Here is a 13,458-nt window from a genome sequence, read left to right as displayed (position 1 = left end):
GTCCGGTGCTTGATTTAAACCCACCGGCTTGCAGCCGGTGGCTGTTTGTTTATGCCGGCCTGAATTATACCACGTACTTGATCCGCAGCCGTTCCGCGGCCGCGATATCGTCGATGCCCAGGGCATCGGCCATGCCGATGGGCAGGGACGTGGAGCGGCCCAGGGGCGCGACAATTTTTTTCAGTTCCGTATCAAAGCTTAAAAACATGTCCACGATCCGCTGGGCAACGTCTTCGGGGTCCAGCCGCCGGTAAAGCCTCGGATCCTGGGAGGTGATGCCTTTGGGACACTGGCCGATGTTGCAGATGTTGCACCGGTCTGTCTCCGACCCCAGGCACCCGGCCGCGGCCTGCATCACGTATTTGCCCGCCTGCACGCCGCTGGCGCCCAGCATGATCAGGGCCGCTGCATTGGCGGCCAGGTTGCCGGACTTGCCCACCCCGCCGCCGGCCAGCAGGGGAATCTCATTCTGCTTGCCCAGTTTGACCAGGTTGAGGTAGCAGTCCCGAATGTTACTGGCAATGGGGTGGCCCATGCTGTTCATGGATACGTTATAGGCCGCGCCGGTGCCGCCGTCTTCGCCGTCAATGGCCAGCCCGGCGGCATAGGGATTGCGGGACAGGTTGTTGAGCACGGCCAGGGCCGTGGAGGTGGCCGATATCTTGGGATAGACCGGTACGCGGAATCCCCAGGCCATGTACATGGACTGGATCATCTTGGCCACGGCCTCCTCAATGGAGTACTTGGTCTGGTGAGTGGGCGGGCTGGGCAGGCTGATACCCTCGGGAACCCCCCGAATGGCGGCGATTAATTTATTGACCTTATACCACATCAACAGGCCCCCGTCCCCCGGCTTGGCGCCCTGGCCGTACTTGATCTCAATGGCGCAGGGGTCCACCTTCATTTCCGGAATGGCGTGGACGATTTCGTCCCATCCAAAGTAGCCGCTGGCAATCTGCAAAATCACATATTGCAGGAAACGGCTGCGCAGGAGCCGGGGCGGGCAGCCGCCCTCACCAGTGCACATGCGTACCGGCATGTTTATCTCTTCGTTGAGGTAGGCCACGCCCATCTGGAGCCCCTCCCACATGTTGGGGGAGAGGGCGCCAAAGGACATGCCGCCGATGATCAGGGGATAGATCTCCCGCACCGGGGGAATCCATCCGTTTTCCCGCAGGTGGGCAAGGTTCTCCTCCGGCGGTAGCACCCGCCCCAGCAGGGTCCGCAGCTCGAATTCGTGACGGCCGGCATCCAGGGCCGGGTCGGTGAGCATGGAGATACGAATGAACTTGATCCGGTCTAAAATACCGCCCGGCGCGTTTCTGCGTCCGCCCCGCTGCCGGGGCGTGCCGCCCTGGTTGACGTGGAACATCAGCTTGTCGGCCTCGTCGCCGCGAACCGGCAGAATGGCGTCATTGGGGCAGACCAGGGTGCACATGGCGCATCCCACGCAGGCGTTGGCGGGCGCGGTCTGCTGCCGAATGCCGTAATACACCTCGAAGCTGCTGGAAGAGGCGTGGCTGATATGAATGTTGGGTTTGACCACCCGTTTTCTGAACACGCCCAGTTCAAGGGTGCGCACCGGGCATACCGACGTGCACCGGCCGCAGAGCGTGCATTTTTCTTTGTCCCACAGGATCTGCCAGGGCAGGTCCTTGAGGCTTAGTGTTGAAGGGCTAATGCTTCCGTTTGCTGACATACGACAACCTCCCCGCGGTCCGGACCCACCACCACGGTGTCCATGTACATGGGCTGAAAATCCTTTGACTTGTCCCGGTTGGGAATCACGGCGTCCAGGCCGCAGATTTCCGATGAAAAGGCATACATACCGGGCCGGCCGCCCACCACGCCGGGCCGGAGCTTCTTTCTGTCCTGCACCATGAAGAGCGAATGGTCTGGCAAGCAACCGATCACGCAGTTGGGGCCGTCGATGATCAGGCGGCGGCAGGTCTGCTTCAGGTGCTTGAGCAGCACATGGTCCGGGTGGGCCGCCAGCACATCGTCCTGAAGCGGAGTGATGATATGTTTGTAGGCGTCGATGCCCAGCCCCAGCTGCTTGAACAGGTAGTGCAGGATGAAAACAAACACCTGGGAGTCCGACTCGAACCCGCTGTATCCGGGAATGTTCCGGGACATGAGAAACTCCCGGATCGGCACAAAGGCGGTGTTTTCGCCGTTGGTCATGGTGGAAAATCCGCCCTGGAAAAAGGGGTGGCAGGCATACAGGTTGATGGCATAGTTAGTGTTCTGCCGGCCCTGGGCCATGATCACCCGTGCCTGGAGTTCTTCCCGGTCAAGCTGCAGATACCGGGCCACGGTCAACGGGTCGCCGATCTCTTTTAACATGATTACGTCCGGCCAGAAGGAGAACACGATCATGTCTTCTTTTTCCGCCCCCATCTCAACCAGTTCCAGCCGGATGCGGGTCAGTTCGGCGTAAATTTTTTCCTCGCTCCATCCTTCCCAGCTGTCCGGGTATTCATAGGCCCGGATCAGGTAGATATCCCTTTTAGGAACACCCGGGGGCTGTTCCTTGGGCACCTTGATGGTGACCTTGTGCTTGGTGAGAAATCCGTGCTCCATCATGTAATGGTCCAGGCGACGGATGCCCTGGTCGGTGAAGATGCCCGAGAGAATGGGAGAGTCCTTTATCTTTTCAAAGGGCCCGCCCAGGTCCCGCAGAAAGATGCCCACCCCGGATCCGTCATGGCCTTCGCGCATGACATCCAGGGCCTCCAGGGCCACCATCGGTGTCATGGGGGTTTCGCTGGTGATTGCGAATAAGCGGCACATAAGACTGCCTTTCTATATTCTTGTACGGTGCGCTGACTTCAGCGGGTTACTATTGACATATGGCGTCAATTGTCGTGTGGCATTATAACGATTTTGAAACCTCAGGCAAGATGTGAATTTTTTGAGCAATCGGGGTTTCAAAAATGTCATTATTTCTATAACCAATTTGTTTTGTTTTGTATTAATATATTTCTGGGCGTCCGGTGGCGGCGCGTAAAGCAAACGGCCTTTTACCAAAAAATGAGTTTTTTCGCCGCATTTATTAGTAATTCTAAATATTGAATAAGAAAGTTCAACTACAGTTAAATTCCAGACAAACCACACCCGTATTTAAGGCAAAACAACACTTCACTGTAAATTTTAAGCAGCCATAAACAGCCTAATGGATTGTATGCGATTTTTGTGCCAAACATCAGGCGGATTGGTATTTTCTCTGGCCGGGACCGGGCGCGATACGCGCGGCGGCGTTTCAATCCGGCTATTTCACGAGTTGATTCGGGCGCGGATGCAAGGCGCAGGATAATTATGCAGCAGAAGGCCTCACAGCCTTCCCGATCCAGCATACACGCCGAAGAATTTCATGAAATATTCGGGCTAGAGCTTTGGCAGGTAGTTCTCCAGCTCAAAAGTGCTGACATGGGTCCGGTAACGGTCCCACTCCACTTTTTTATTGTCGATAAACTCCTTGAAGATATGTTCTCCCAGCACCTTTTTTACCAGCCCGCTCTTTTCGGTTTCCAGAATGGCCGAGTAGAGGTTGCCCGGCAGCTCGGTAATGCCCTTGTTGTGCCGCTCCGCCGGCGTCATTTCAAAGATGTCCTCTTCAATGGGGTCGGGCAGCGGGTACTTGTTTTCGATGCCCTCCATGCCCGCGCCCAGCATCACGGCAAAGGCCAGGTAGGGGTTGCATGACGGGTCGGGTGCCCGGAACTCCATGCGGGTTGCCGCCTCTTTGCCCGGCTTGTACATGGGCACCCGCACCATGGCCGACCGGTTTCTGTTGGCCCAGGAGACGTAGACCGGGGCTTCATAACCGGGAACCAGCCGTTTGTAGGAGTTGACCCACTGGTTGGTAATGGAAACAATTTCCGGCGCATGCTTGAGAATGCCGGCGATATAGTGCTTGGCGATGTCAGAGAGGTTGAATTTGGCATCCTTGCTGTGAAATGCGTTTTTCCCGTCCTTGAAAAGGGACTGGTGGACATGCATGCCGCTGCCGTTTTCACCGAATATGGGCTTGGGCATGAAGGTGGCGTAGACCCCGTTTCTATGGGCGATCTCCTTGACCGTCATGCGGTAGGTCATGGTGATGTCGGCCATATTCAGGGCCTCGGCGTAGCGCAGGTCGATCTCATGCTGGCTGGGGGCCACTTCGTGGTGGCTGTACTCCACCTGGATACCCATGGCCTGAAGCGCGAAGATGGTCTGCCGCCGCAGGTCTCCGCCCATGTCCATGGGCCGGGCGTCAAAGTAACCGGCCTTGTCGAGGATTCCGGTCCCCTGGTCGTTCTTGAAATAAAAATACTCCAGTTCCGGGCCCACGTAAAAGGTGTAGCCCTTTTCCGCCACCTGCCCGAGCAGCCGCTTGAGCACATAACGGGGGTCGCCCTCGTAGGGGGTGCCGTCCGGCTGAAGAATATCACAGAACATGCGGGCCACGGGCCGGTCTCCCTCGCCCCGCCAGGGAACAAACTGGAAGGTGGTGGGGTCGGGCTTTGCGATCATGTCGCTTTCATGAATCCGGCAGAATCCCTGGATGGACGAACCGTCAAACCCCATACCCTCCTCAATCCCCTCTTCCAGTTCATCCGGGGTGATGGCAAAGCTTTTTAACGCGCCCAGCACGTCGGTGAACCAGAACTGGATAAAGCTGACATTTTTTTCCTTGACGATTTTTCTCACATCGTCCGCGGTCTTACAGATCATGATGCATTCCTCCTGCAATGGGTTTTATTCGGGTTTATCACGGGCCCCTGCCGGGCGGGTGTATATCAGGAAATTGACCGTGTGGGGCAGGGCGCAGCGTGCAAAGCAGCAGCTTATACAAATATCTATCAATTACCCGGCGCAAAACGCAACCTTTAATTTTTAGCCGTGAGCGCCGGTACATTTTCAAATCAGTATTGGCGCCGGCTTTTTGTCAGGCCGCCAATTCCCCCGTTTCGTGATAACTTACGATTTTGTATTTTTTCATTAAACACGACTGCAAATTTGTAAGTACTGTGGTTTTCCATTTTAATGGGGAAAAGGGAAAAATATTGACGTTTCAAGTATATATAGTCTTTTTTAGCGCATTGGCATGACAGTTGCTGAATACAAGAGCAAGGTTCGTGGTTTTTATTATCAACCACATTTTAACGGGAAACTAAAATTCTCAGGAGAAAGCAATGAGCGGACGATCAAAGCTGTTAGCGGCAATCAACGGAAACGGCGCGCCCAGGGCCACATTGGATTATAAAGAAAAAAATTCCATTGATCTGTTTGGCGAGAACGTGTTCAGCATGGCTGTCATGAAGAAGCGGCTGCCCAAGGATATCTATAAATCATTGGCCAGGACCGTTGAAAATTTTTGCCTGATGGACGCCTCCATTGCGGATGTTGTGGCAAACGCCATGAAAGACTGGGCCATTCAGAAAGGGGCCAGCCATTACGCCCATGTTTTTTTCCCCCTTACAGGGGCCACGGCCGAAAAACACGACAGCTTTCTGGCGCCGGACCTGGCCGGAAACGCGATAGCCGAATTTTCAGGAAAAACCCTGATCCAGGGCGAACCGGACGCGTCAAGCTTTCCCAGCGGCGGGCTTCGCCAGACATTTGAAGCAAGGGGATATACCGCCTGGGATGTAACAAGCCCCGCTTACATCATGGAAAGCCCCAACGGCGCGACCCTCTGCATCCCAACGGCGTTTGTGTCGTGGACCGGCGAGGCCCTGGACAAAAAGACGCCCATCCTGCGGTCCATGCAGGCCTTGAACAAGCAGGCCCAGAGGATTTTAAGGCTGTTCGGGGACCATTCAGACAAGATCGTCTCCGCGACATGCGGGCCGGAGCAGGAGTATTTTTTGATTGATAAACATTTTCATTCCGCACGGCCGGATATTCAGGCAACGGGCAGGACGCTTTTCGGGGCGCCTTCTCCCAAGGGGCAGCAGTTTGATGATCATTACTTCGGGGCTATTCAGGATCGTGTGCTGGCCTTTATGTTTGAGGTGGAACGGGAGCTCTATAAGCTGGGAATCCCCGTCAAGACAAGACACAATGAAGTCGCTCCCGGACAGTACGAGGTCGCCCCGGTATTTGAAACGGCGAACCTGGCAACAGACCATCAGCAACTCATCATGGTGATGCTCAAGAAAATCGCCAAAAAACACGGCATGGAGTGCCTGCTTCATGAGAAACCCTTTGCCGGGGTTAACGGTTCGGGCAAGCACTGCAACTATTCATTTGGGAACGCAAGCCAGGGCAACCTTCTTGACCCGGGCAAGACCCCCCATGAGAATGCGCAGTTTCTCGTCTTTTGTGCCGCGATCATCAGGGGCGTTCATAAATATGCAAAAGTGTTAAGAGCGGTTGTCGCCTCGGCCGCCAACGACCACCGCCTCGGCGCCAATGAAGCGCCGCCGGCCATTCTTTCGATTTTCCTGGGCGATCAGCTCACCGATGTTTTCGAGCAGATCAAGAAAGGCGGCGCCACCTCGTCAAAAGAACCCGGTACCATGAAAATCGGGGTTGACGCACTGCCGGATCTCCCGAAGGATGCCGGGGACCGCAACAGAACCAGCCCGTTCGCGTTCACGGGCAACCGTTTCGAATTTCGGGCCGTGGGTTCGGACCAGTCCATTTCCGGGCCGATTGTCGCGATGAACACCATATTCGCGGAGTCTATTGATTACATCGCAACTGAACTTGAAAAAGAAACCGGTGGCGATCCGTCAAAGCTGAACGCCGCGGTTCAAAAGGTCCTGAAAAAGATTATCGACAAGCACGGCGCCATTATTTTTAACGGTGACAATTATACGGATGCCTGGCAGAAAGAGGCGGCCAAAAGGGGGCTTCCCAACATGAAGACCACCCCGGAAGCGCTGCCGGTTCTCATTGAAGATGATGTGATCGCGCTTTTCAGTAAGTACGGCGTTCTTTCGGAAAAGGAAATGAAAAGCCGCTATGAGACGTATCTGGAACAGTATAATCTCAAAATAGAGGTCGAAGCGAAAACAGCCATTGAAATGGCCCGTACAATTGTTTATCCCGCCGCGGTTCGGTATCAGACGGAGCTTGCCGAAAGCTGCCTCAAGATGAAAGGGCTGAACATGACCGGGGAGACATCGGTACTCAAGACGGTCACCGGTCTTATAAAGGAATTAAAGGCCGGTGTTGAGGCCCTTGAAGCACTTATCGGGCACAAAAAGAGCGACAACCTTGCCGAGGCAAAGGTGTACTGCAAGAAAGTGCTGCCGGCCATGGCCACCGTCCGGCAGGTGGTGGATAAGCTCGAAGGCGTGGTCGCGGACGACCTCTGGTCCCTTCCCACCTATCAGGAGATGCTGTTTATCCGTTAACCGGAGGCACGGTATCCGTCATAATAGTTTGTAACGCAAAAAGGCCTTCCCGTTTGGGAAGGCCTTTTTTGTTCCGGGGTATTTTAGAAGTTTATTGATGAAAGATATCTGAATATTGCTCATTTATTATTCGAGCCGGTCCGATATCCACTTTGGATCTCGGCGGCAGTCGAGTACGGCTCGGACGCGCGCAACACCATCCTCAATGCGGTAGTACATTGCATAGGGGAACCGCTTAGAAATGAGGCGATGATATCCGTAGTGGATGGCATGAATGCCCCCAGAGATTCTCAATGATTGAATATCAGACCACAATGAATCAAGGAAATAGTCGCCAAGACCGTTGGCCTGTCGTTGATAGAAACGAAACCCGTCTGCCAAATCGGCAGCTGCCTCATCAAGTACTTGAACCCTCATTTAAGAAGATCCCTCACGGCTTTCTTAGCTTCGGTTATATCCAGAAAGCTGGATGCCCCTTCGGAGATGCGTTTTTCCCGGGCGCGTAATACATCTGCGTGCCAGGATGGGGAGGGGATATTCTCTGGTGTGCTGGCAAGGTCGGCCCAAATTACTTCGATCGCTTGCAGCTTATCTTCGATGCTCATTTTTTCCAATGGAATGATAAAGTGCATGAACATTCTCCAATTCTATCTATGCAATATACGATTTGATACAACCACCTTAATTAATAATGCCTTATCCCATAAGTTGCAAATAGTTTTCTGATCCACTCGATTTTTCATGATAAATTCGGCCTGCGTTTGCATGATCTTTTCGGCTACGGCCCGGCAGCTCAGGTGAAGGCGCCCGGTGCGGTCCCTGCCGGCCCTCAACCTGACTACCGTCCAAGGACAAATCGGCTGCCTGACGGGAGGCGGTCAAGCGCTGGCACCCCCACCCCTTATCCGCCCGTACCACGGGCCTGGTTCACAGCGAAGATAAGAACCGCCCACAGCAGCACCAGCACGGGCAGGTATCGGCCAACCAGATAGATTCGCCACTCCCACCAGCGATTTGCGGTGCCCAGAACAGTGCGAATTCGTTTCGGAGGAATAAACCAGCACAACAGCGCCGCACCCGTCAGCCCGGAAAAGATGATTACATCGCCGCCAGCGACACGATCTATCATATCCAACACCGGCTCGCCGGCGATGCGCCACTCCAGTGGTGTGAAGCTGAGCGCTGAGGCTGTACCCAGCACAAGCATTACGCCGGTCACGACGGTGACCGCCGTGGTGTTACGTAACTGAAACTCTTCGGCTACCGCAGCAGTCACCACTTTGAGACCCGCAAGCGAAGACGTAAAGGCAGCGGCGAAGAACAGCCCGAAAAACAGGACCGCCAGCCAGCCGCCGCCCGGCATCTGCGCAAATACGCGCGGTAACGTCTCGAAGGCAAGAGCCGACCCCTGTCCCGGCTCCATACCGAAACTGAACACAAAGGGAAAGATCATCCACCCTGCCAGAAGCGCAATGCTGGTTTCAACCCCGGCTACAGCCAGGCAGGCGCGGGGCAGATGTGTTTTCCGCGGAATGAAACTGCCATAGGTGACCAGATAGCCCTGGCCGATGGCCAGTGTGTAAAACGCCTGGCCGAAAGCAAACCCCCAGAGCTTGCCGCTCCACAACCGCGACCAGTCCACCTGAAAGAAAAAATCTTTCGCCTCTTCCCAACCGGATGTCTGCGAGGCCCGATACACAAGAAACAGCACCACTGCGACCAGGGCCGGCATCAAGAGTTTGGACAGCTTCTCGATAGCAGTCACATCACGCGCCAGCACCACCGCAGCCAGCAGGGTGGTGGCTATAAAGAACCAGAGAGAGTTGAACCCACTGCTGAACTCTTCAAAGACGCGCACCTGACCACGTATCGCGTCCACCGAATAACCCAGAGTCCAACCCGTGATCACCAGGTAATAGCTGGTGATTGCAACAGTCACCAGAACCACGAACCAGCCGTAGATCGTGCCAAATGGGCCCACCTCCCGATAGGTTCCCACCGTACTGCCCTTGGAAAGTCGTCCTGCGGCGACTTCCAGGATCATGATAGGCATCACGACCACCAGCAATGCAATCAGATAGGCGACGACAAAAACGCCGCCACCGTTTTCGCCCATAATGTAGGGAAAGCGCCAGAGGTTGCCCAGCCCCACCGCCGCGGCAGCCATGGAAGCAATAAATGCCGGCTCGGAACTCCAGTGTTTACGGGAACTTTCAACAAATTTATGACGGTGAAACATACATTCACGCTCAATTTTACGCGGCACTGTCGGCCATGAGAAAGCCCTTCCTATATGCTCTTTCTGAGCTCTCGTAGAAAAACGAGCATCCCCCTTTCTTCTCAGCTAACCGAACAGTCCATGAAATTTTTCGACATTTGTAAGTTTTCATTTAAGATACAGCATGTTCGCGGCCAGATCAACTCGTGAAATATCCGGGCCAACAGGCTGGTCATCTGCCGGAGTGGCGCAGCAGCGGAACACCGGTCAGAGTGAAGCAGAGTGGTGTACGCCCGGCATGGGCGTGAGCTGTCAAGGACCTGTGGGTGAACGTGCGCTTCACTCGCCGGGCGCGAAGAAGCAATAAAGTATTAAACACCCGATAAAACCGCTTGCCATATAGGTCTGTAAGTAGCCGTTGGCTAGCCCGGTCGGCTGTGAAAGCGATTGTTATGCTATTTTATTCGGTTAATACGCTATCTACTTTAGTGCCCAAGACTTTGAAATTAATTTTTGGTACGTTTTTGATCTCATGCTTTATTAAACTGGATACCTTTTCAGACAAATTTGCCTTTTTTGCTTTCTTTAATAATTTCGTTACAACGTTATCAGTCGTTTCTGCATCAATAAAATCCTTAAACTCCTCCCGTCGTGATTGCAAATAAAGGCCCGAAGCCCAAGATAGGTGTGAAAAAAGACCATATTTAACTGCTTCATCATTACGGCCTTCCCTCTGTAGAAATAAACGCATTTTATCGTAAATAGTTGAACGATCCATTGGAAGCAATTGAGGATATTTATTGGGTTGTTGATTTGGGTATCCTTTTGTTAACAAATTTTCAAACTCATTCCATGCTTCCTCTGTTCTATTTGCCTCTTGCAGGTATAAAGGGAGTCTAAGAAATGTATCCACACCAGAATTCATATCACTCTTAGCTATAGCCTTATAGGCTTTTCTTAATAAGGAAATAGCCTCATCCATGTTGCCGGATTTTTTAGCAGAAGTATCTTGTTTCAACAGTTTTGATGGATCTTTTTTGAATAGTCCAAACATTGTTAATCCTCACTTATTAAGACCAGATATTTTTCATTCATAGATTTCGGATATAGCTTTTTCAAAACTATCCTGTATATCAACACATGTTTTTAAAGAGTGAAAATATCCCTCAGAGTCAAAAACTGAATTCTCTATATCTTGTACCAAATGAATTATACTTATCGCAAATTCATATTCTGCTGTTAATGCCCAGTTTGATGATACTGATATATCAACTTTTTCTTTAAGTTTGGTCAATTTCAGATGGGATATCTTATTGTCATGCCAATATCGCCAAGTAACTTTTTTGCCTTTATATTCAATTATAGCTTTGGGTTGAGCAAGATGTATAATTTTATGCCTGAAAATTTCCATTAGCATTTCACATTGTTCGTTTGTATAGCTCATAAAGCGTTTCATATAGCGCTTTGATTGCTCGGTAGTTCTGGCTTTTTTTGAAGCATCACCGGCATATAAAGCGCCAAGCATATCTATGGTTGAGAAACATAGTAATATTGATGGAAAGGGTGCATAGGGTTCTTTCAAACAATGTTGTGTGTCTTTTGATAGCGCGTTTAGACGATCTTCTATAAAGTTTCGAGCAAACTGAATTAACTCTTTTTGTTCTTTGAATTTACGCATTACTGGAGCTTTTCCTTAATTCGGGGGCCAGCATAACAAGTTATTGTGTGGTTCTGTATATCCCCGTATTTTTTATAGGTTGGCGCTGGGATTAAAGTCAAGGTTATTTTTCTGGCTGGAGAATGTAACTGCTTTAATATTATGGTTGATCTCACCGTGGCCGTTGGGGACATCAAACAAAAAGGCCTTCCTGAACCAGGAAGGCCTTTTGTTGTGGTGTTGTCTGGGGATCGCCCCCGGGGTTATGCGTTGAGAATCTTTCTGGCGATTTCGTCGTTGTAATCGGACACATGGGGAATGCCGGTTTCCGCGGCGGTTTCCCGGTTGCCGGCAAACAGGTCGTCCCGGCGGATCTGATCCAGGGAGAATCGTCTGGCGCCGGCCATCAGCTGCTGCAGTCCGCAGGAGAGCTTGTCGGCCAGGGTGCAGAAGGCGATGGCGCCGTAGGGAATGTTTTTCATCTCCTTTTTGCCCACCCGTTTTTCCACATCAAAGTAGGCGGCAAATATCTCCTCGGCCTTGTCGCCGATGGAAGAAACGGTCTTGGGCAGCTGGTCCCAGTTGCCCCAGATGGCTTCCCGTTTTTCAGGATGAAGGGCACCCTCGATGTTGGCGCCCAGGAACCCCGGGATCATGATGGCCCGGCCCATGCATACCAGCTTGGTGTAGGGAGCGCCCAGGGCGACGGCCTTGAAGATGTGGTCTTCCAGGGCAAAGCCGCCGGCAAAGGAGAGGTCCACCACGTCGGCACCCCGGGCCGCCAGCATGGCGGCGTATTCGTGGGCCTTGGCGTGAAGGTTGATGGAGGGGACGCCCCAGCTTTGCATCATGTTCCACGGGCTCATGCCGGTGCCGCCGCCGGAGCCGTCAATGGTGAGCAGGTCAAGCTTTGCGTCGGTGGCGAACTTGATGGCCATGGCCAGCTCCTGCATGCCGTAAGAACCGGTTTTCAGGGTCACCCGCTTGAACCCGATGGAGCGCAGGTAGTCCACGCTGCTCATGAAGTCTTCCCGCACCTGGTCCACGTTGCTCATGTTGGTGCCGCCCAGACGGCTGTGCCGGGCAAAGGAGCGAATGGCGCCGTTTTTAAATGCCTTCTGCACTTCCGGAATGGTGGGATCCGGGTCCACCACGTAACCGCGGTCCTTGAGGAAAAGGGCGTATTCCAGGCTGGTTACCTGGATCTCGCCGCCGATGTCCTTGGCGCCCTGGCCCCATTTGAGCTCGATGATGCACTGGTCGCCGTATTTGTCGGCCACGAACTCGGCCACGCCGTTGCGGGTGTCTTCCACGTTAAGCTGAACAATAATGGCGCCGTAGGACTTGTCTTTGTAACGCAGGTAGCCGTCGATGCGGCGCTCCAGTTCCGGCGCTTTTTTGATTTTTCCTTTTTTCGCCTTGCCCTTGCCGATTTCAGACTGCAGGTCCACGCCCACCACGTTTTCACCGATGACCACCGGAATGCCGCACAGGGCGCCGCCAATGGCAAAGGAGTCCCAGTAACGGGCCGCCACGAAGGTGGAGCCCAGGGCGCCGGTCATCAGGGGCATGCGCACTTTTGTTTTAACGGCCTTGCCGAATTCCGACTCAATGCTCACGTTGGGGAAGATGCAGTCGTCCGGGTCGTTGGTCAGGCCCTTGGAAAGGCCGTGGGCGCCGTAGGCGTATCCCTGAATACGCAGGGAGTTATAGGAAACGCCCACATGGGTGGTGTTGTTGCCGCCGGCGGTGACCACGCCGAAGTCCCGGGGATAGAGCAGCTTGCGGCCCACCAGGCTGGAGAGCCATGTTTCACATTTGCCCTGGCAGTCGGCCCGGCAGAGGGTACAGAGGCCGGATTCGGCCGGGTTGCCACGGTTGGCGGTTCCAAGAACATCGTTGCTTTTTGCAAATCTCATGTGTGCCTCCTAAAATGCATAGTGTTGATACAAAAAAAAAGACGCCTCTTCCGAATTCAGGAAGAAAGACGTCTTTGTCGTTTCCTTGGTATAATAAAGGCACGCCGTTGTGCCATGCCCGTTAAGCCATGCTTAACAAAGCAACTGTCACTATAAGATCAGCTTACAGGCGTTGTCAAGAAAAAAGTTTTTCTGTTTTTGCCGGCACGTGGTTTTACACTGGTTTTTCAGGCCGGCTCTCTGCTATGATAAACAGCGGCAAAGGTTCGGCCCATGGATGACACGGCCGGACCTCAGGATTCAACACTTTTC

The 13,458-nt window shown here is 53.2% G+C and carries 9 protein-coding genes; 1 reads left to right on the top strand and 8 read right to left on the bottom strand.

The window, feature by feature from the left end; translation table 11 throughout:
* Window positions 1-64 precede the first annotated feature (64 nt).
* The 3 genes from DOLE_RS11695 to DOLE_RS11685 all read right to left on the bottom strand — a co-directional run bounded on the left by DOLE_RS11695 (window position 65) and on the right by DOLE_RS11685 (window position 4,719).
* Window positions 65-1,699 (bottom strand): glutamate synthase-related protein, encoded by a 1,635-nt coding sequence (locus tag DOLE_RS11695; RefSeq protein ID WP_012175691.1) that lies wholly within the window; start codon window positions 1,697-1,699, stop codon window positions 65-67.
* A complete protein-coding gene (locus DOLE_RS11690; protein ID WP_012175690.1) occupies window positions 1,663-2,793 on the bottom strand; it encodes a class II glutamine amidotransferase domain-containing protein in 1,131 nt (376 codons plus the stop codon). Before DOLE_RS11690 ends, DOLE_RS11695 begins: the two co-directional genes overlap by 37 nt.
* A gap of 594 nt (window positions 2,794-3,387) precedes the next feature.
* Window positions 3,388-4,719 (bottom strand): glutamine synthetase family protein, encoded by a 1,332-nt coding sequence (locus DOLE_RS11685; protein ID WP_012175689.1) that lies wholly within the window; start codon window positions 4,717-4,719, stop codon window positions 3,388-3,390.
* A gap of 461 nt (window positions 4,720-5,180) precedes the next feature.
* Here DOLE_RS11685 and DOLE_RS11680 point away from each other — a divergent pair, with 461 nt between their 5' ends.
* Window positions 5,181-7,352 (top strand): glutamine synthetase III family protein, encoded by a 2,172-nt coding sequence (locus tag DOLE_RS11680; RefSeq protein ID WP_012175688.1) that lies wholly within the window; start codon window positions 5,181-5,183, stop codon window positions 7,350-7,352.
* A gap of 413 nt (window positions 7,353-7,765) precedes the next feature.
* On the opposite strand, the gene DOLE_RS11670 is transcribed toward DOLE_RS11680, so the two are convergent.
* The 5 genes from DOLE_RS11670 to DOLE_RS11650 form a co-directional block, all read right to left on the bottom strand.
* Window positions 7,766-7,984: an addiction module protein gene (locus DOLE_RS11670; RefSeq protein WP_041281118.1), complete on the bottom strand. Its 219-nt coding sequence runs from the start codon at window positions 7,982-7,984 to the stop codon at window positions 7,766-7,768.
* Window positions 7,985-8,253: 269 nt separating this feature from the next.
* Complete coding sequence (locus tag DOLE_RS11665) at window positions 8,254-9,591, bottom strand: sodium-dependent transporter (RefSeq protein WP_012175685.1); 1,338 nt, start codon at window positions 9,589-9,591, stop codon at window positions 8,254-8,256.
* Window positions 9,592-10,030: 439 nt separating this feature from the next.
* Complete coding sequence (locus DOLE_RS11660; RefSeq protein ID WP_012175684.1) at window positions 10,031-10,624, bottom strand: hypothetical protein; 594 nt, start codon at window positions 10,622-10,624, stop codon at window positions 10,031-10,033.
* 33 nt (window positions 10,625-10,657) lie between these two features.
* Window positions 10,658-11,248, bottom strand: a complete 591-nt coding sequence (locus DOLE_RS11655) for a hypothetical protein (RefSeq protein WP_041280531.1) — start codon at window positions 11,246-11,248, stop codon at window positions 10,658-10,660.
* 242 nt (window positions 11,249-11,490) lie between these two features.
* Window positions 11,491-13,146 carry a glutamate synthase-related protein gene (locus DOLE_RS11650; RefSeq protein ID WP_012175682.1) on the bottom strand — a complete coding sequence of 552 codons (1,656 nt, stop codon included), beginning with the start codon at window positions 13,144-13,146 and terminating at the stop codon, window positions 11,491-11,493.
* Window positions 13,147-13,458: the final 312 nt, after the last annotated feature.

The organism is Desulfosudis oleivorans Hxd3 (assembly GCF_000018405.1).
Taxonomy (GTDB): domain Bacteria; phylum Desulfobacterota; class Desulfobacteria; order Desulfobacterales; family Desulfosudaceae; genus Desulfosudis; species Desulfosudis oleivorans.
This window is presented reverse-complemented; position numbering and strand designations above follow the sequence as displayed.

Bases quoted from the DNA above. Each gene is read 5' to 3' on its own strand.
- DOLE_RS11695 (WP_012175691.1), bottom strand. From the start codon at position 1,699: ATGTCAGCAAACGGAAGCATTAGCCCTTCAACACTAAGCCTCAAGGAC.
- DOLE_RS11690 (WP_012175690.1), bottom strand. From the start codon at position 2,793: ATGTGCCGCTTATTCGCAATCACCAGCGAAACCCCCATGACACCGATG.
- DOLE_RS11685 (WP_012175689.1), bottom strand. From the start codon at position 4,719: ATGATCTGTAAGACCGCGGACGATGTGAGAAAAATCGTCAAGGAAAAA.
- DOLE_RS11680 (WP_012175688.1), top strand. From the start codon at position 5,181: ATGAGCGGACGATCAAAGCTGTTAGCGGCAATCAACGGAAACGGCGCG.
- DOLE_RS11670 (WP_041281118.1), bottom strand. From the start codon at position 7,984: ATGCACTTTATCATTCCATTGGAAAAAATGAGCATCGAAGATAAGCTG.
- DOLE_RS11665 (WP_012175685.1), bottom strand. From the start codon at position 9,591: ATGTTTCACCGTCATAAATTTGTTGAAAGTTCCCGTAAACACTGGAGT.
- DOLE_RS11660 (WP_012175684.1), bottom strand. From the start codon at position 10,624: ATGTTTGGACTATTCAAAAAAGATCCATCAAAACTGTTGAAACAAGAT.
- DOLE_RS11655 (WP_041280531.1), bottom strand. From the start codon at position 11,248: ATGCGTAAATTCAAAGAACAAAAAGAGTTAATTCAGTTTGCTCGAAAC.
- DOLE_RS11650 (WP_012175682.1), bottom strand. From the start codon at position 13,146: ATGAGATTTGCAAAAAGCAACGATGTTCTTGGAACCGCCAACCGTGGC.